Origin of the sequence: Cytobacillus sp. (genome assembly GCF_964223445.1) — a bacterium.
Lineage (GTDB): Bacteria > Bacillota > Bacilli > Bacillales > Cytobacillaceae > Cytobacillus.
Genome location: NZ_CAXQGS010000124.1, coordinates 40,298 through 58,932, shown reverse-complemented (window position 1 = coordinate 58,932; position 18,635 = coordinate 40,298). Strand labels below are relative to the sequence as shown.

The 18,635-nt window shown below is 43.7% G+C and carries 15 protein-coding genes; 9 read left to right on the top strand and 6 right to left on the bottom strand.

Annotated features, from left to right (window positions below):
- The 3 genes from ACEQ1T_RS20975 to ACEQ1T_RS20965 all read left to right on the top strand — a co-directional run.
- The coding region (locus ACEQ1T_RS20975) for a GRP family sugar transporter (protein WP_370224582.1) at positions 1-515 on the top strand (515 nt) is incomplete at its 5' end.
- Positions 516-534: 19 nt separating this feature from the next.
- Positions 535-1,320 carry a glucose-1-dehydrogenase gene (locus ACEQ1T_RS20970; protein ID WP_206836826.1) on the top strand — a complete coding sequence of 262 codons (786 nt, stop codon included), beginning with the start codon at positions 535-537 and terminating at the stop codon, positions 1,318-1,320.
- Positions 1,317-1,439 (top strand): hypothetical protein, encoded by a 123-nt coding sequence (locus ACEQ1T_RS20965; RefSeq protein ID WP_280516057.1) that lies wholly within the window; start codon positions 1,317-1,319, stop codon positions 1,437-1,439. Before ACEQ1T_RS20970 ends, ACEQ1T_RS20965 begins: the two co-directional genes overlap by 4 nt.
- A 335-nt stretch (positions 1,440-1,774) precedes the next feature.
- Here the strand turns inward: ACEQ1T_RS20965 and ACEQ1T_RS20960 are convergent, their stop codons facing one another.
- Entirely contained in the window at positions 1,775-1,900 is a 126-nt protein-coding gene (locus ACEQ1T_RS20960) for a hypothetical protein (RefSeq protein WP_258549827.1), read from the bottom strand.
- A gap of 236 nt (positions 1,901-2,136) precedes the next feature.
- Between ACEQ1T_RS20960 and ACEQ1T_RS20955 the strand changes: the two genes are divergently transcribed.
- Positions 2,137-3,786 (top strand): catalase, encoded by a 1,650-nt coding sequence (locus ACEQ1T_RS20955; protein WP_370224579.1) that lies wholly within the window; start codon positions 2,137-2,139, stop codon positions 3,784-3,786.
- Positions 3,787-3,936: 150 nt separating this feature from the next.
- Positions 3,937-4,641, top strand: coding sequence for a gamma-glutamyl-gamma-aminobutyrate hydrolase family protein (locus ACEQ1T_RS20950; protein WP_370224578.1), 705 nt, complete (start codon positions 3,937-3,939; stop codon positions 4,639-4,641).
- 48 nt (positions 4,642-4,689) lie between these two features.
- Here ACEQ1T_RS20950 and ACEQ1T_RS20945 read toward each other — a convergent pair whose 3' ends face one another.
- On the bottom strand, positions 4,690-5,583 hold the full coding sequence (locus tag ACEQ1T_RS20945) for a LysR family transcriptional regulator (RefSeq protein WP_206836835.1): 894 nt from the start codon (positions 5,581-5,583) through the stop codon (positions 4,690-4,692).
- A gap of 143 nt (positions 5,584-5,726) precedes the next feature.
- On the opposite strand from ACEQ1T_RS20945, the gene ACEQ1T_RS20940 reads away from it, so the two are divergent.
- The 4 genes from ACEQ1T_RS20940 to opuFB all read left to right on the top strand — a co-directional run bounded on the left by ACEQ1T_RS20940 (position 5,727) and on the right by opuFB (position 10,011).
- Positions 5,727-6,932 (top strand): NADP-dependent malic enzyme, encoded by a 1,206-nt coding sequence (locus ACEQ1T_RS20940; RefSeq protein ID WP_206836838.1) that lies wholly within the window; start codon positions 5,727-5,729, stop codon positions 6,930-6,932.
- A gap of 138 nt (positions 6,933-7,070) precedes the next feature.
- Positions 7,071-7,367, top strand: coding sequence for a hypothetical protein (locus ACEQ1T_RS20935; RefSeq protein ID WP_206836841.1), 297 nt, complete (start codon positions 7,071-7,073; stop codon positions 7,365-7,367).
- A gap of 176 nt (positions 7,368-7,543) precedes the next feature.
- Positions 7,544-8,497 carry an ABC transporter ATP-binding protein gene (locus ACEQ1T_RS20930; RefSeq protein ID WP_206836843.1) on the top strand — a complete coding sequence of 318 codons (954 nt, stop codon included), beginning with the start codon at positions 7,544-7,546 and terminating at the stop codon, positions 8,495-8,497.
- Positions 8,494-10,011, top strand: coding sequence for an osmoprotectant update ABC transporter permease/substrate-binding subunit OpuFB (gene opuFB / locus ACEQ1T_RS20925; RefSeq protein ID WP_370224576.1), 1,518 nt, complete (start codon positions 8,494-8,496; stop codon positions 10,009-10,011). Before ACEQ1T_RS20930 ends, opuFB begins: the two co-directional genes overlap by 4 nt.
- A 70-nt stretch (positions 10,012-10,081) precedes the next feature.
- On the opposite strand, the gene ACEQ1T_RS20920 is transcribed toward opuFB, so the two are convergent.
- The 4 genes from ACEQ1T_RS20920 to bglX form a co-directional block, all read right to left on the bottom strand.
- Positions 10,082-11,047: a LacI family DNA-binding transcriptional regulator gene (locus ACEQ1T_RS20920; protein ID WP_206836848.1), complete on the bottom strand. Its 966-nt coding sequence runs from the start codon at positions 11,045-11,047 to the stop codon at positions 10,082-10,084.
- Between the two features lie 67 nt (positions 11,048-11,114).
- Entirely contained in the window at positions 11,115-12,731 is a 1,617-nt protein-coding gene (locus ACEQ1T_RS20915; RefSeq protein WP_370224574.1) for an alpha-glucosidase, read from the bottom strand.
- A gap of 53 nt (positions 12,732-12,784) precedes the next feature.
- Positions 12,785-16,123: a GH36-type glycosyl hydrolase domain-containing protein gene (locus ACEQ1T_RS20910; protein WP_370224573.1), complete on the bottom strand. Its 3,339-nt coding sequence runs from the start codon at positions 16,121-16,123 to the stop codon at positions 12,785-12,787.
- A 91-nt stretch (positions 16,124-16,214) separates the two neighbouring features.
- Positions 16,215-18,386: a beta-glucosidase BglX gene (gene bglX, locus ACEQ1T_RS20905; protein ID WP_370224584.1), complete on the bottom strand. Its 2,172-nt coding sequence runs from the start codon at positions 18,384-18,386 to the stop codon at positions 16,215-16,217.
- Between the last annotated feature and the right edge of the window lie 249 nt (positions 18,387-18,635).

The window sequence follows — 18,635 nt, the reverse complement described above, 5'->3', positions numbered from 1 at the left end:
GTGTGCTCTTCCGATCTGGGGTCGGCTCTCTGGTCTGCATCATTGTCGGTGCCGTTCTGACGTCTCTTAAACAGGGGGATGCAAAGGAACAGGGAAAAAGTCTCAAGAAAGGCCTGCTTGTACTGCTTTTATCTACGGCAGGATTTGTAGGGTATGTCGTATTAATCCGCTGGTTTGAAATTGACGGCTGGTCTGCGATTCTGCCGCAAGCGATTGGGATGGTAACAGGAGCCTTCCTCATTACTTTGCGCCACAAGCCATATAACAAATTTGCTGTCCGGAATATCATTACGGGGCTTATTTGGAGTACGGGGAATCTGGGATTGCTGCTTTCACTTCCAAAGATCGGAGTGGCCACCAGTTTTTCACTCTCTCAGACCGGAATTGTGATATCGACCATTGGCGGTCTTTTCTTTTTAAATGAACGCAAAAGCAAAAAGCAGGTGTTTATGGTTCTCCTTGGCTGTTTGTTTATTATCGCAGGGGGAGTTTTGCTGGGATTTACGAAAAAATAAAAATAAGGGAGCGGATTTTATGTATCCAAGTCTTGAAGGAAAAGTTGTCGTTATTACCGGCGGAGCGACCGGGCTCGGGAAGGCGATGGCTGAGCGATTCGGTGCTGAAAAAGCGAAGGTAGTCATCAATTATTTCAATGAGGATCAGGAACTGCAGGGGATTATTGAAACAATTGAAAGAGCAGGCGGAAGTGCCTCAGCCATCAAGGGGGATGTTACAAAGGAAGAGGATATTAAAAGAATGATCGCCCATGCTATTAAAACGTTCGGGTCTCTCGACGTCATGATCAATAACGCGGGAATCGAAAATGAAGTCCCATCTGAAGAACTCACCCTGGAGGATTGGAACAAGGTCATTTCGACGAATTTGACGGGACAATTTTTAGGCTGCCGGGAAGCCATTGATTATATGCTGGAAAACAAAATAAAAGGCTCGATCATTAATATGTCATCTGTTCATCAGGAAATTCCGTGGCCGCATTTTGTTCACTATGCAGCAAGCAAAGGCGGGGTCAAATTGATGACCGAGACTCTTGCTCTTGAATTTGCCCCGCACGGGATCCGCGTGAACTGCATTGCCCCAGGTGCTATTGATACACCGATTAATGCTGAAAAGTTCTCAGATCCTGAATTGAAAAAAGGTGTCCTTGAGCTCATTCCTATGGGCTACATCGGCAAGCCCGAAGAAATCGCAGCTTGTGCAGTGTGGCTGGCTTCCACAGAAGCGAGCTATGTCACCGGACTGACATTATACGCTGACGGGGGCATGACACAATATCCCGGATTCCAGGCGGGAAAAGGATGATGGAAAAGGCCCTTCTCGATTATGAGAGGGGCTTTGAAGTTTTAATTCAAATCAAAAAACACTGTATTACCGACCGGGGAATCATATTCCATTTTGGCATCGTCGCCGGTTTTTACTAAACCGGCTATATACCCTTCCTTCTCGTTTACTTATACATTTCAATAAAAAAATCCGGCACTTAATATGGGCCGGACCTGAAGGGGTAAAGAAAAAGGGCTGTATGATGTTTCGGTACAATTATATTGTAATCCGTAAATATTAACAAACTATGAACAGGATGCAGACAAATTATTAAATATGCAATGTCGCATTTCAGTTGGTCTCACAGGCGGTGCAGTTTGCTTAAAGCAATACCAGAGATTACTTATAGTGATAAAAAGATATACAGCCCAGAATTCTGCCTTTTCCCGGCTAAGCTAAAAAGGCAGGCGAATATTCCCTGCCTCTCAGTCATTTATTTTCTTTTTTGAGCTTTCATTTTGTTCGCTTCCAGTTCTGCAGCATACTCTTCGTATGTTTTACCCTGCTTCTGGCTTTCGGATTGAATTTTCTTGAACTTGTTATCATTTAGATTCGGCACGTCTACACCTCCCTTTGGACATGAGTATTTTTTTACAAAGGGAAGAACTTTATTCGAACAAATCAATGAGGGACTTTTTCCGAAAAAAGGTTTAATTTCCATTTACTGGGGTATCGTAACACCGGCAGTATTTTTGTTTTGGAAGAATATCCAGTACATAACATTGCAGGTAAATTCGGGTATAGATTTCTGAAGCAGAGGTAAAATATGGTCATAAAAATTAAGGAGGTTCGATCTTGGAAGAGAACAAAGATCTGAATTCTGCAAATGAGCAAGATGTGAAGCGGGAGACACTGACGACTCGGCAGGGGCATCCTGTTGCTGATAACCAAAACATCCGCACGATTGGCAACCGGGGACCAGCGACCTTGGAGAATTACCATTTCATTGAAAAGATCTCCCATTTTGACAGGGAAGAAGTACCGGAGCGTGTGGTGCACGCAAGAGGAGCCGGGGCATTCGGTTACTTTGAGACTTACGGAAAAGTTGGGGATGAGCCGGCCGAAAAGTATACCCGCGCAAAGGTTTTTTCCGGTGCAGGAAAGAGGACTCCCCTAATGGTTCGTTTTTCTACCGTTGCAGGGGCAAAAGACTCACCGGAAACTGCTCGTGATCCGCGCGGCTTTGCAGTAAAAATGTACACCGAGGATGGAAACTGGGATTTAGTCGGTAATAACCTGAAAATCTTCTTTATCCGGGATGCGATGAAATTCCCTGATATGATTCATGCCTTCAAGCCTGATCCGGTTTCAAACGTGTCAAATCCCGAGCGGATGTTTGATTTTGTCTCCAGGACACCTGAGGCCACACACATGATAACATTCCTGTTTTCACCATGGGGAATACCCGCTACATACCGTCACATGCAGGGATCCGGTGTCAACACGTATAAATGGGTGAATGAAACAGGAGAAGCGGTACTGGTGAAATACCACTGGGAGCCGAAGCAGGGAATTCGCAATCTGACACAGGAAGAGGCAAGCATTATTCAGGCGAAAAATGTCGGACATGCCACACAGGATTTATTTGAGTCGATTAAACGGGGAGATTATCCTGAATGGGAGCTATTTGTACAGATTATGGAGGATGATTACCATCCTGAACTTGATTTTGATCCCCTTGATGATACTAAGCTTTGGCCGGAGGATAAGTTTCCTTGGCTTCCTGTTGGCCGTATGGTTCTTGATCGCAATCCAGAAGATTACCATGCAGAGATTGAACAGGCTGCCTTCGGTACAGGGGTACTTGTTGACGGAATGGATTTTTCCGATGATAAAATGCTGCAGGGCCGGACTTTCTCATATTCGGATACCCAGCGCTATCGCGTAGGGGCGAACTATCTGAAATTGCCTGTGAACGCGCCGAAAGCACCAGTCCGCACAAACCAGCAGCGCGGGCAAATGGATACTCGTGACCCAAAAGAGTCTGGAGAAAATCCGCATATTAACTACGAGCCATCAATGAAGGGCGGCTTCAAGGAAGCACCTGAAGAAGGGCGCACACCGCATCAGCCAACTTATAATGCGGCAGCCATGAGCGCACCTATCGATCGTCCAAACAATTATGGCCAGGCCGGCCATACCTACCGGAGTTTTGAAGACTGGGAGCGCGATGAACTGATCAAAAACCTTTCTGAAGCACTGGCGGTATGTGACAAACGGATTCAGGATGCCATGTTTGAGCATTTTACACAAGCTGATGAAGAATATGGCCGCCGCGTGAAGGAAGGAACCGAGAAAGTCATGAAAGAATTGCTGGCAATGAACGGTGAAGAGCAAGTTCCTGGCCGTGACGCCGGAAGGTCTAAATATGGCCAGGGTTCGATCGCTGAGAACCAGGCAGCAAAAGAAGCCGTTGAGAAAAGCCGTGAAACGGATCCATATTAATTATTAACAAGGGCTGTCCAGAAAGTTAGTGATCCTGACTGCTGGACAGTTTTTTTTGTCTTCGCTCTATCATTTTTCTAATGCAGGCAGGTAGGACTTTTTCCCGGCAGTGTAGAATAATCTCCTAAACTATATAGCCAGAGGTGCCAAATGAAACCAATTATAGGGGTTACATCAAATTTAGATGAAAATCAGCTTTCTGTTTCAATGGATAATATCTATTCATTATTAAACGCTGGGGCCGTTCCGATTGTTGTGCCTAATCTGCTGGAAGATGACAAAATTGAAAAATTAGCTGAAGAGCTGGATGGGCTTCTTCTTACGGGTGGAGGGGACATCGATCCCACCCTATTTGGTGAAGAACCTCATAAAAATCTGGGAAGCATCTGTCCGGAAAGAGACACGTTTGAAATCAGCATTATTCAAAAAATGCTGGCTCTTGATAAACCAATTTTAGCCATATGCAGAGGGTGCCAAATCCTCAATATTGCTGCTGGAGGCGATATGTATCAGGATATCTATTCCCAGATGAGCGTCCCTCTTTTGCAGCATGGCCAAAAAGCACCCCGGTGGCATGGGTCCCACTTTGTGAATGTAAAAAGAAATTCTCTTCTGCACAGAGCCACTGGAGCGGAAAATTTTAAAGTAAACAGCTATCATCATCAGGCTGTCCGCAAGATGCCTGAAAACTTTGACGTATGTGCTGAAGCAAATGATGGAGTCATTGAGGCTTTTGAGAGTAGGAAGCATAGCTTTGTATTAGGGGTACAGTGGCACCCTGAATGCATGACACAAAAGAATGATGCCCCATCCATTGCTGTTTTTGAAGCATTTACAAAGGCTTGCAAACAATAAAATTAGATGGTAAAATCCCATCGCATTCTTTAAATTGCGGCGGTCTTTTCATAGCCCTTTCTCCAAATAAGTCTCTGCACCGGCGATAAACTCCCGGACGGCATACGATAAGTACTTATCCTTTTTCCAGATCATCCCGAGCTCCAAATTTACAGCAGATTCAGAGATTGGCAGAATCACCAGGTCTTTGCAGTTTATATTTTGACAGATTTTGCTTGGGAGCATAGTGATCCCAAGTTTTCCTTCAACCATTCCAAGGAGGAAGTCCTTTTGTGAGCTTTCACAGACGATCTTGGGCTGAAAGCCGTTTTTCGAGCACTCTTCAATAATCAGGTCGTAAAGTGTGAAATCTTTCCGATAGAGGATAAAGGGCTCATTACCCAATTGTGAAAAGTGCACCACACTTTTTGAAGCAAGAGGATGTTCACGGTGGACAATGAGCATTAAGGGGTCCTTTAAAACATTAATAATTTCAAAGCTGCTGCCTTGTGCAGGAACTGTGCAAATAAGGCCAATATCCAATGTGCCATCGTCTACTCCCTTTTTTATCTTTTTCGTGCCAACCTCTGTCAATTTAATTTCGATCAATGGAAACTTCTCTTTATATTGGCTGATGAGCTTCGAAAAAAAAGCTGCTCCTACAATAGGAGGGATGCCAATTTTGATTTCGCCGCTCTTTAGCTCTGTCACATCTGTTAACTCCAAAGTCAGGTTTTTAAATGCGTCCAGGACTTTATTTGCATTGATCAGCACCGCTTTTCCCGCATCTGTTAATTCCAGCTGTTTTGAGGACCGGTAAAAAAGCGGCACTCCCAGTTCGCCTTCGAGGTTTTTTATGGCTTTGCTGATGGAAGGCTGGGTGACATGCAGAGTCTGGGACGCTTTTGTGAAGCTTAAGTGCTGGGCTACTTCAGCAAAATATTCTAAATGCCTTATATCCAAAGATCTCACTCCTGTCATATAACCAAAAGGCATAATGATTATAGATTATATGTATTTCATTTATAGATACCACTCATTATATAATATTCTACAACAGTATAATACTGAAAATTAACAATATTCAATAAGGGGAGATGGTTAGGATGGATTTGCAGAAAGAATCTTTATTGCTTCATGAGAAGTTTCAAGGGAAGTTAACAGTCGATGTGAAAATGCCGCTGAACAGCATGAAAGATTTAAGCTTAGCCTATTCCCCCGGAGTAGCAGAGCCCTGCCGGAAAATTCATGACCAGCCTGAAAAAGTCTATGATTATACGATAAAAGGTAATTTAATCGCCGTTGTTTCTGATGGGACATCGGTGCTCGGTCTTGGCGATATTGGTCCTGAAGCCTCCATGCCCGTCATGGAGGGGAAGGCAGCCCTGTTTAAAGCTTTTGCAGGGATTGATGCAGTTCCGATTTGCCTTGATACGAAGGATCCCGAAGAAATTATTAAAACAGTCAGGCTGCTGCAGCCTTCGTTTGGCGGCATCAACCTGGAAGATATCGCAGCACCGAATTGCTTCTACATTGAAGAACGACTGAAGCAGGAAATGAACATCCCCGTCTTTCATGATGATCAGCATGGAACAGCAATCGTAACGGCTGCCGGTTTAATAAACGCTCTAAAGCTTGTGGATAAAAAAATGAATGATATAAAAGTCGTTATTAACGGCGCTGGTGCCGCAGGAATCGCGATTATTAAGCTGCTCCTTAATATGGGTGTAAAAGATATCATCATGTGTGATACAAAAGGAGCGATTTACGAAGGAAGGCAGGAGCGGATGAACCCTGTCAAAGAGTCTGTGGCGAAGATCACCAATTCAGCCAAACGCCAGGGTCCGCTTGAAGATGTTATCATCGGCGCTGATGTATTTATAGGGGTATCATCTGCAGGAGCCTTAACAAAGGAAATGGTCCAGACAATGAGTCAGGATTCCATTATTTTTGCCATGGCCAATCCGGTTCCTGAAATCATGCCGGAAGAGGCGAAAGCGGCAGGTGCCAAGGTGGTTGGAACAGGCCGTTCCGATTTGCCGAATCAGGTGAATAATGTCCTCGCATTCCCGGGGATTTTCAGAGGAGCTTTGGACGTAAGGGCTACTGAAATTAATGAAGAAATGAAGATGGCAGCTGTCAAGGCCATCGCCGGATTAATCGATGCTACAGACTTATCACCGGATTATGTAATTCCAGGACCGCTTGACAGCAGAGTTGTCCCGGCTGTAAGAGATGCAGTAGTAAAAGCCGCCCAGGAAACCGGTGCTGCCCGGATCGAAATCATAAAGAGCGAGACCATAAGCCAATAGAATAAAATTTTGCATGCGGAGGCATGTTCAAGCAAAGTTAATCATAGTATCCAAAATATAAAGCTGCTGGTTTTGCCATGGGGATTGATTTTATCACTTTCGTCACTCTGAATTCATTAAAAAAGGAGATTGATACCGATGAAAGTATACGAAGTAATTGAGGCGCTGGAAATGTTCCGTGGTGAAATCATTGAAGACTATTACATTATTTATGAGCAAACAGAAAAGAAGGTCTTTGAAAATCGAAATAATCATCTGTTTCAGCAGGAAAGGTTTTTAGAAGAGTCAGTTAATGTCTTTCAAGGCAACCCGCATTCTACCCTGAAAAAAGTAAAAGCCTATCCTGTTTGTCATCTTGCATATGGAGATATCCGCGAAACGATCAGAAAAGACTTTCCTTACCTATTTAAGAACTTGAACCGATCTCTTGCATAATAACAGGCAGCCTCTATTTTTAATGGAGGCTGCCTTTTTTTAGGACCTCATAATGGAAAAGTATCCTATCTATCTGTATGATGGTATAACGGTAAAAAGAAAACTTCGGCATCGCCGTTTTTCAGTAAAATAATTAGGGAATAATCCAGATGTGAACTTATTAGAGGGGTGGAGCAATGATCCAATTTGACAATGTGTCAAAACAGTATGGGGATGGAACAAAGGCTGTTAATTCAATTAACTTACATATAAATGAAGGCGAGTTCTTCGTTATTATTGGTCCGAGCGGCTCTGGAAAAACTACGGTTCTGAAAATGATTAATAGACTGATTCCTTTGACTTCAGGAACGATATCTATTAAAGGCAAACGGATAAGTGACTATGATATTCATGAGCTTCGCTGGGATATTGGTTATGTCCTCCAGCAGATTGCCCTTTTTCCTCACATGACAATTGGGGAAAATATCGCGATCGTACCGGAGCTAAAGAACTGGGAACAGGGGAAAATCAAAGAACGGATTGATGAGTTATTGGAAATGGTCGGTTTGGAGCCTGACATCTACCGCAGCCGAAAGCCGCATGAACTCTCAGGGGGACAGCAGCAAAGAGTGGGTGTAACAAGAGCGCTGGCAGCCAATCCGCCCATCATCCTGATGGACGAGCCTTTTAGTGCGCTGGATCCTATAAGCAGGGAAAAGCTTCAGGATGACCTAATCCATCTTCAGAAAAAAATAAAGAAAACAATCGTCTTTGTCACACATGATATGAAGGAAGCTTTAAAGCTCGGTGACCGCATTTGCGTCATGAAGTGCGGGGAAATCATCCAAATTGGCACCCCAGAGGAGCTGCTGGCTAACCCGGAGAACGAATTTGTCCGGCAGTTTGTCGGGGAAGACCAGGGACCGTACATAGAGGGATTCAGCCTTCATGATATTCTCCTGCCGAATTCAGAAACCGAACAGAACGGGGCAATCATTTCCGTCTCGGCTTCACTGGAAGAAACGCTTAGCTTATTGGCTTCTCATGATGAGCTTGCTGTAGAAGAAGGCGGAAGTATCATTGGAATGGTTAACAGGCAGGCTGTTATTCGTAAGCTGGCTGGCATCAAACAGAAAGAGGTGAGGTCATGAACACCTTCAGCTCTGTTTTTAATGAAAGGAAAGGTCAATTATTAAGTGTACTTATTGAGCATATACAGATTTCGCTTATTGCATTGTTTTTTTCAGTACTGATTGCGATTCCGCTTGGGATTTATTTGACAAAAAAACAAAAAATCGCAGAAGGGATCATTGGAGTGACGGCCGTATTGCAGACTGTTCCGTCATTAGCTTTGCTTGGACTTTTGATTCCTTTATTCGGCATTGGGAAAGTTCCGGCTATTATCGCATTAGTCGTGTATGCTCTTTTGCCCATTCTAAGAAATACATATACAGGCATTAAGGAAGTGGATGATTCCATAATCGAAGCGGCTCGGGCTATGGGAATGAACAGGCGAAAAAGGCTCACGAAAGTAGAGCTGCCTCTCGCCATGCCAGTTATTATGGCCGGTATCCGCACAGCTATGGTGTTAATCGTTGGAACGGCTACTCTTGCTGCATTAATTGGAGCAGGAGGCTTGGGAGACCTGATTCTGCTTGGAATAGACCGGAACAACACGGCCTTGATCGTTCTGGGGGCCATACCTGCAGCCATATTGGCGATCTTTTTTGATATGCTGCTGCGCCGCTTCGAGGATATGTCATTTAAAAGATCCCTCACTGCGCTGGGGGTATTCATCGGGGCGATGATATTGGTTATGGCGATTCCTTTACTGACAAATAAATCGGATGAAAATCTTGTTATTGGAGGAAAGCTTGGTTCAGAACCGGAGATCCTAATCAATATGTACAAATTGCTGATTGAAAATGAAACGGATCTTAATGTGGAATTACAGCCTGGATTAGGGAAAACATCGTTTGTCTTCAATGCGCTGAAGTCAGGTAGTATTGATGTGTATCCTGAGTTTACCGGTACAGCTATTGCGGAGTTTTTAAAAGAGACAGCGGTAAGCACAGACAGTGGAGAGGTTTATGAGCAAGCGAGAAAAGGGATGAAGGAACAATTCAATATGAAGCTGTTAGAACCGATGGCTTACAACAATACGTATGCTTTGGCAGTGCCAGAACAATTGGCTGAGGAATATAGCCTGCAAACCATTTCAGATCTAAAATCAGTCGAGCAAAACATAAAAGCAGGCTTCACCCTTGAATTCTCTGACCGGGAAGATGGCTATCGAGGAATTCAAAATCTTTATGGCGTGGATTTTCCAACTGTTTTAACCATGGAGCCAAAGCTGCGCTATGGAGCAATTGAAAATGGTGAAATCAACTTAGTGGACGCATATTCTACTGATAGTGAAATCGCAAGGTACAATCTCACTGTCCTGGAGGATGACAAGAATCTGTTTCCTCCGTATCAGGGGGCCCCATTGCTAAGAGCTGAAACAGCCGAAGAACACCCCGAATTGGTCAAAGTCTTAAACAAACTGAGCGGTAAAATCAGTGACGATGAAATGCGTGAAATGAATTATAAAGTCAATGTTGAAGGAACAAGTACTGAAGAAACAGCCCGGGACTATTTGCAGAAGGAAGGATTGCTGAAGTAAAGATTAACAAAAATATCAGAACAGCGCCTGAACGAATTCGTACAGGCGCTGTTCTGATTTACATATGAATCTAAATGGATTGGACTGAATCACCCGAAATGAGTGTTACATAGATACGCTCATTTTCCACTGGTTCACCAGTAATCAGCTTCAGGAGATGTTCAGCAGACACAGCTCCCCATTTTCGCTCTGAATAATCGATAGTTGCCAATCTGGGCTGGGTGTAGTGAGAAAGCTCAATATTATCGAAACCGATGATGTGAATATGCTTCCCAATCTGATACTGTGTTTTTGCCAAATAATTGTACATACCGATGGCCATTTCATCATTCAGGCAGAAAACCGCAGCGGGATCTGTAAATTCTTTTACGATTTGCGCAGCTGCCTTCTCGCCTGCATGTTTATTAAAATCACCCGGGAGTTCGTGGTAATCGATATACTGATATCTTTTGACTGCCTGCCGGACTGCTTCAATCCGCTGAGCTGCATCATACGAGCCATCCGGCCCATTTACAGCATAAATTTTGCGATGCCCTTTTTCAATCAGAAAATCAATAGCAAGTGTTGCCCCGGAAGTATTATGCAATAAAACCTGGTTAATATTAGGATGGTTTAATTCTCTATCCATCACTACTATCTTATGTCCTGCGTCTGCGTGCTTCAGCAGTTCCTCACTCGAGAAGGAGAAATCCAAAACGATGGCCCCGTCAATCATGCGTTCTGGTATAAAGCGGTGTGACTCTTTACCTCCGCAAACAATCATCTCGTATCCTTTACTGTTAAGGGCGTCCTGAATGCCCTGCAGGAGCTGTCCATAAAAAGCACCGCCAAAATTAGTTAAGAAGACGCCAATTATTTTCGTTTCTCTTTTCTTTAGTGATCGTGCTGCAGCATTCGGCACGTAGTTTAGCTCCTTGGCAATGGCCAGGATTTTTGCTGCAGTCTCCTCTGTAACCTTGGGGTTTCCGTTCAGAGCATAGGAAACAGTTGATATGGAGACACCCGCTTTTTTTGCTATGTCTTTAATACTTGTCACGATTCTCTCTCCAGTCTCCGCAGTAGGCTCTCCTTTTATTATACATTGTGAGCGCTTCCAGCTATAGTCAATTTTTCATTTTATAAACAACTGCTTCATAAGGGCGCAGCTTCTGATCGCCGGGAGGGGAAAGATAATTATGGATAAGCAGATTGCCACTCATGCTGCTGAGGAGGAGAGACCTCACTTCTTTTTCTGTAAAATTGCAGATTATCAACCATTTTTCACCCTTATATCTTCTTTCATACGCATAGATTCCCGGCTCACTTTCCAGCAGCCGATAGTCGCCATATAAGATAATGTCATTTGATTTTCTCAATTCTATCAGTTTTTTATAGAAGCGGAAAATCGATTGACGCGCATCTAAATCGCAAGCTGCATTAATTGAAATATAATTTGGATTCACATCAATCCAAGGAACACCGTATGTAAAGCCGGCATTCTTGTCTGCATTCCACTGCATTGGTGTTCTGGCATTATCCCGGCCTTTCACATAGATGGAATTCATTATAGAATCATGAGGATAGCCCGCTGAAATTCGCTCATTATACATATTGAGTGTTTCAATATCGCTGTAAGAGTCCAAATCCGGGAATTTGATATTTGTCATCCCGATTTCTTCCCCCTGGTAAATGTAAGGAGTGCCTTTCATGAGATGTAAAAGGGCGGCAAGCATGGTGGCACTTTCATAGCGGAAGTCAACATCATTGCCCCACCTGGAAACAATGCGCGGCTGATCATGATTGCTCCAGAACAGGCTATTCCATCCTTTATCTGAAAGACCGGTCTGCCAGTTTGATAAAACACGTTTCAGATCTCCTAATTCGAGCGGTTTCAAATCCCATTTCTGCTTTCCAGGCAGCTCATCCAATGCAATATGTTCGAAGGAAAAAACCATATCCAGTTCTTTTCGCGAAGGATCAGTATATAACATTGCCTGATTGAGATCTGCCCCGCCGGTTTCCCCGACAGTAACAACGTCCGTTCCCTCTAGTACTTCCCGATGCATTTCCTGCAGATACTCGTGGAGGAGGGGACCATTTGCAATTACATGTTGATCCAGATCCTTTGCAATCAGATCAATGACATCAAATCGGAATCCTTTAATGCCTTTCTTAATCCAGAAACGCATCACATCATAAATGGCCTGACGGACAGGGGGATGATGCCAATTCAAATCAGGCTGTTTTTTACTGAACATGTGCAGGTAATATTGTGCTGTCGCAGGATCATATTCCCACGCGCTTCCGCTGAAGATCGACTGCAGGCCGCTAGGCGGGCCATCTTCAAGAGCCTCTTTCCAAACATAAAAATCCCTGAAAGAATTTTCTTTACTGCTTTTGGATTCAATAAACCAGGGGTGTTCATCCGAGGTATGGTTGGCGACAATATCCATCATGATGCCTATTCCGAGGCTGGCAGCCTCGGAAATAAGCCGATCCATATCATCCATAGAACCATATTCAGTGTTTATGCTGTAATAATCGCTGATGTCATACCCATTATCATCGTTTGGTGAAGCATAGACAGGACAGAGCCAGATCAGATCCGCTCCTAATTCCGCAATATAATCGAGCCTCGTAATAAGCCCTTTTAAATCACCAATGCCATCTCCATCAGAATCTTTGAAACTGCGAGGGTACACCTGATAAATTACACTCTTATGCCACCATTTCATTTCCATATTCAGCCCTCCAGGATAAAAAGGAAGCGGCCTAAGTGGCCGCTGCTCCTTTATTACAAGTAAATTTCGATCGAATTATTGTTTTCTTTCAAATGCTTTTTAAGTTCAGGACTGCTGATTCGATACCCGCCTGTGCGGTAAAGGTTGGATATTTGTTCTGCATCCGCCTTGCTGCCGTTAATCATGACTCCGGCTTTTCCATGATTGCCGAGATGATAGATAAAAGTCACTTCTTTTCCATCTATCCTGAATTGGAAAGCCATACCGTCGTTTTCTTCAGGCAGGACCGGATCAATAATTAAATTCTGTCCATCACGCCTGATTCCCAGGGCATTTGAAATCAGCTGATTCATATAAATTCCCGGACCGCTGGAGTAGATTCTCCAGCCGCCTTTTACAGGGGCGGAGCCATCGCGCAGCTTATCAAAATCTTCGGCTGCTTCATAGCGGGTATTGAATTTTCCGTCCGAGCTGCTGAAGTAAGAATTGCTTTGACGGAGCTCTGCATTCGGCACCACTTTTTGTATGCCAATCGGATTTATTTTCTGCAGGCCAGTCCAAACCTCGTCTGATTTCCCGAGCTTGGCCATCGCCTCAACAAATCGAATATGGGCATGAACATATTGGAGGCCAATTTCGCGTCCGAAATTAGCTGCCTGCTCGGCACGTTTGAAGTTTGCGCTGACTCCTCCTCTATAGGAAGCAGGGCGGTCCATTAAGCGGACTCCATCTGGGTGATACAGTTTTTGTCTGATAATCTTATAGTGTTCTTCTGCCTGTTCAGGAGTCAGAAGCTCGCCAATCATGCTTCTTGTCATCGGGAGAAGGCGGTATTGTATGCCTGTCTTCGTATCGGAAGGGTGTAACATTAATTCAGGTTTTTCAGGATTTTCCATGTACACAAAACCAGGAATCGTGTCTGAAGAAAGCATGTAAGTGTTGAAATCTTTTTTAATACCCTCAGCCATTTCATTAAGTTCAAGTGACAGCTTTTTATCGCTGTGCTTTAATAATGAGGAGAATTGGCCGATTACCTGGTATGTCAGTGCCACTGTCCAGCTGCTTGCCATATACTGCTTTAATTGCGCGTTTGCCGGCTGAAGTGTATCATCCCAGTCCCCGTCTCCATATGAAGATAAATACGTGTCGTGTAAAAAATGATCCTTCATGTACTGAATCTGTTTTTTAACATGATCCAAAAGAGAGGCTTTCTCTTTCGTAAATTCAAAGCTGCCTTTTTCTGTGAAAGGGAGTGATTCGTTTAATATAGAAAAATCATTCGTTGCCTTCAGATATTCAGCAATCACCTTTAATGGCCAGACAATGATATCCCCATGGCTTTCTTCCTGCTGGAATCTGAAATAGTCATCAAACATAAACCATTGCGGCCAGTTTCCATCATCTGCGTATTGGTGTGAATAGACAGTCAGGATAATATTTTTTACAGAATCATATTTTTGTGTTGCTATAAAATATTCAGTTGGCCCCTGGCAGACATCGCGTGTTCCCCAGGCTGCCCCGCCGTACTGCTCAAGTCCATGCGGTGCAGAGTAGTGGACGAGCATGTTGTGGGTATACCACCATGCAAGAGCATTAATTTTATTTAATTCTTCTGTCGCTGCTCCATTTTTGGCAAGGCGGAAGCCGTTCATTGTTGAAGCTAGAAATCCGTGATACTTTTTCTTTTCAGTTTCAAGATTGGTTTGCTTGATGGCAAGTTCCTTTCCATCAAGCAAACCTTGAATTGCCATACTCCATTCGCTAGTTGTATCCATTTCTAAAACTGCAAGTGAAGCAGCATCATCTTCCAGGTTTTCTCCGAAGAAACTGGAGTCCTTCAATTTAAAATCAGCACCGTTTATCTGCATGCGGTACGTAAGGTCAGGAAAAACCCTTGAACTGTCTGAGTTTTCGCCTGCCTTGAAGATAAGCTCATTTCCTTCATGCTCTATTTTGAATGGCTGAGCGTACTCATTATTATTCATAGATACTTGGTTAGTAACGAGATAGCGGTAAGCTTTTCCTTTATCCGAGCGGACCTGAAGCTCCAACTGGGAAGCATCCGCACAGGTATAAGAAGTTATAACAAGCAAGTCATCTGCTGTTTTATAGTACCATCTGCCATAATTAAATCCCATTTCAAACATGGAAGGCATAGTCAGCAGCCGGTACTGACCGTCTACTTCCACATAAATCCTTTGTCCCGAGGTTTTCATGATATTTAAAGCATTTCTTGCGTTGGTAAGCATTTTATTAAAGGATGTATTGCCTATAACAATATGAGAGTTAAAAATTCCGTACATATATAAAGTAGAAGTAAGCACGTTTTTGATATTCTCAACATTTTCCCCAGTCATGATGATGTGTCCATGGGGACGTTCAACCAGCAGTTCTTTCTCCTTTAAGACTACATGCTCATGCTGTTCTGTAAAGAAAGATAACAGTGTATCTCCAGAAATCTCTTCCTGATGGCGGCGAGGGAAGAGCACATTGATTTCTGCTTTGGTCATCGAAACCGTTTCAAGCGGCTTTCCGAAAGCAGGGGAGAAGCGGACTGGTTCTAACTTCTTTACTTGTATTTCTGCTGCGTTTGGAACCTTCTCCCAGGCTTCCAATATCTCATTCTCAAATTCCAAATCTGTAATTGCCTCTTGATGATTTTCTTTGAATATACCATAGAATATTACTTGTGCCTTGCCAGTCAGTTCGATTTTTTCTGATTGAAGTGCAGTATAGGCGAATTCGTATTGATAGATCTCGTTTGCAAGGGAGACTCTGTCCAACGCTTCAGGGATGTCTGTTTCTTTGTAGGACAATCCAAAAAATTGGAATCCATCGGTGGAGTAACCAATAGATTTCGTAAGTGAACCCTGCTGTATATAAGGGAAGCGGCCGCCGCTCGTTGGCTGGTTTTGCCTTGAGCAAACGGCATACCCATTTTTTGTGCCGTTATATACTTTATGGTCAATGTATTGAGACATGTAAGCTTCATTCGTTCGGACGGCACCTTTGTCAGCAAGACCTAAATCCTGTCCGTAGATTACGTCAGCTAAATATCCATCTCCATGTAATTCAATATTCCAGAACCAGGTTGCTTTTTCAGTCAATGTAAACGTAACCTGGTAGGAAATCCCGCCGGCTTCACCTTCCCAGACAACCTGGTTATCTGCAGTTCGCATCCTGCTTTGGGACTTGACTCCAAGCAGGGGGAAGGCCCTGATGCCAGTATCGTCGTGAACGCGTAAAAACAAATTATTTAATGAACCATCTATAGGATTGGAAAGCCACTGGTTGATCATAGTAGAATGATGGGCGATTTCGAATATATCGCCGCTATTCAAAAACGTAAATGATAAATCATTAGCCTGAATGGTGAACTTTGACCGGGTCATCGTTGTCAACTCTTTCCTTTTTAGGTTTATTAAAACCTCATACACTGGTTTTAGTTAGCTTAGGAGCATGTTAATAGTTATTATAAGTATTTCAGTCTTTCATCAATTCAAATGGCAGCGAGATAACGTCTCTGCTGTTTGCGCCGACATACGCGATGAATTTCCCGCTATCGCTCTTGTATGATAAATCGGTATGATAATAACGCAATTGCTGTTCCTTAATTTCAAAGGTTACAGCTGCCTTTTCGCCTGAATCCAAGGCAATCTTTTTGAAACCCTTTAGTTCCTTTAAAGGACGGACGACTTCTCCTGAAACGTCCCGGATATAGAGCTGGACAACCTCTTCTCCCGGATAGCTTCCGGTATTGGTTACCTGTACAGAAAGCGAAATCGGCTTTGAAGGGGACAGCATGGAATCTGAAAGTTTCGCTTCAGCATAAGCAAAGGTTGTGTAGCTTAATCCGTACCCAAACGGCAGTAAAGGGTCATTTGGACTATCTAAATATTGGGATACGTATCTTTCCTGTGCATCCGGAGCTCCTTTAGGGCGTCCGGTATTAAAATGATTGTAATAAACAGGCACCTGGCCAACAGAATAAGGGAAAGACATAGTCAGTTTTCCTGATGGATTTGCATCGCCCAGCAATAGATCCGCAATAGCATTTCCGCCTTCCGTACCTGGATACCATGCTTCCAGAATGGCGTCAGCTTCATCCCAGATACCATGTAAGTCAAGCGGGCGGCCATTGAAGAGGACGGCGATGAGGGGTTTGCCAAGCTGTTTCACCTTGGCTGCCAGTTTAAGCTGGGCTTCAGGAAGCCGGATATCGGTGCGGCAGCCTGCTTCTCCGCTCATTTCAGAATCTTCCCCAAGTGCCAGGATGATAATGTCTGCATCCTCAGCTGTTTTAAGAGCTTCATTTATTTGTTCTTCTGTGCCGGACTCAATGTCACACCCCTTTGCGGCTGCAAGAAGAGAGGAACCCACTTTTGCTTTTATGCCATCATAAAGCTGAACAGCTTTTTCCTTTGATCCAAGAAACGACCATGGGCCAAGGATATCGCCGCTTTGTGCGAATGGTCCGATCAACGCCAATTTCTTTTCCTTTTGAATAGGAAGAACGCCGTTGTTTTTTAATAATACGGAGGATTTTACTGCAAGCTCTCTGGATGCTTCTCGGTGGGCTTCGCTGAGGACAAGTTCCTTTTCAAGAGCTTCATCAGCACCACGCGTTGGATCTTCAAATAACCCCAGTTTATCCTTCAGGCTTAAGATTCTAAGTACCGCTTCATCAATTAGTTCTTCATCCACTTTTCCATTCTGCACGAGTTCTTTTAAGTGATCGATATAGCAGGAAGTCATCATTTCAATGTCCACACCAGCCTGGATGGCTTTTAGTGCAGCCTCTGCTTCGTCCTCGGCAACCCCGTGAGGGATCAGTTCCTTCACTGCACCCCAGTCAGAAATTAGAACTCCATCAAATTTCCATTCGTCTCTAAGCAGTCCGCGCATCAGTGTACGATTGCCGGTTGCGGGGATTCCATCGACCGTGTTGAAAGCTGTCATAACCATTTCGCAGCCTTCATCAAGAGCGGCTTTATAGGCTGGCAGATAGGATTCCCTCAGCTGCCGTTCCGACATATTCACTGTGTTATAATCCCTGCCGCCTTCCGGAGCTCCATACGCTGCAAAATGCTTCACACATGCTGCTACAGATTCCTTATTATTTTTTAAGTCTTTACCCTGGAAACCGCGGACAAAGGACCTGGCAAATTCACTGTTCAAGTATGGATCCTCACCTGTAGATTCCATGACCCGGCCCCATCGTGGGTCACGGACAAGATCAACCATGGGGGCAAAGGTTACATGTACCCCGGATGCAGCCGCTTCCTTAGCGGCAATTTCGGCACTCAATTGTGCACCATCCAGATCCCAAGAACAGCCAATTGCAAGAGGGACTGGAAAAATAGTTTTATATCCGTGAATAATGTCTGCCATGAATAATAAAGGGATGCCCAATCGATTATTTTTTAAGTGAGCCTTCTGTATGCTTATTGCTTCTTTCGCGCCGCCGGAGGCTCCGAGAACCGATCCGGAGCTGCGGATGCTATTTTCAGTGACTTTCATTGAGGCAAGAGGGCCTGTAATTTGCCCTTCATCCTTTGAACCTTCAAAAAATGGCGTGGCCAGCTGCATTAATTGGGCAATTTTTTCATCAAGTGTCATTTCTTCAAGTAATGATTGTAGCTTTTGATTCATTATCAGGGTGACCTCCCCAGTTTTTTATAGTAAAATCATAAAAATTATAGAAACGTTTCGAATTAGGATACAACTGCATTATAAGCGCTTTCTTTTTATGAGTCAATTTAAAATCGAAACGTTTCTATTTCTGGTTATTCACTTTTGTAAGTTCTATAAGGAATTTTAAATATTTACTGAAAAATTTTACTTGAAAACGATTACACATTGAAATATAATAGCCCTATCGAAACGTTTCAATCAATTTAATTA

Excerpts from the sequence above, each read along its gene's own strand:
- ACEQ1T_RS20970 (WP_206836826.1), top strand. The coding sequence starts at position 535 with ATGTATCCAAGTCTTGAAGGAAAAGTTGTCGTTATTACCGGCGGAGCG.
- ACEQ1T_RS20965 (WP_280516057.1), top strand. The coding sequence starts at position 1,317 with ATGATGGAAAAGGCCCTTCTCGATTATGAGAGGGGCTTTGAAGTTTTA.
- ACEQ1T_RS20950 (WP_370224578.1), top strand. The coding sequence starts at position 3,937 with ATGAAACCAATTATAGGGGTTACATCAAATTTAGATGAAAATCAGCTT.
- ACEQ1T_RS20940 (WP_206836838.1), top strand. The coding sequence starts at position 5,727 with ATGGATTTGCAGAAAGAATCTTTATTGCTTCATGAGAAGTTTCAAGGG.
- ACEQ1T_RS20935 (WP_206836841.1), top strand. The coding sequence starts at position 7,071 with ATGAAAGTATACGAAGTAATTGAGGCGCTGGAAATGTTCCGTGGTGAA.
- ACEQ1T_RS20930 (WP_206836843.1), top strand. The coding sequence starts at position 7,544 with ATGATCCAATTTGACAATGTGTCAAAACAGTATGGGGATGGAACAAAG.
- opuFB (WP_370224576.1), top strand. The coding sequence starts at position 8,494 with ATGAACACCTTCAGCTCTGTTTTTAATGAAAGGAAAGGTCAATTATTA.
- ACEQ1T_RS20915 (WP_370224574.1), bottom strand. The coding sequence starts at position 12,731 with ATGGAAATGAAATGGTGGCATAAGAGTGTAATTTATCAGGTGTACCCT.
- ACEQ1T_RS20910 (WP_370224573.1), bottom strand. The coding sequence starts at position 16,123 with ATGACCCGGTCAAAGTTCACCATTCAGGCTAATGATTTATCATTTACG.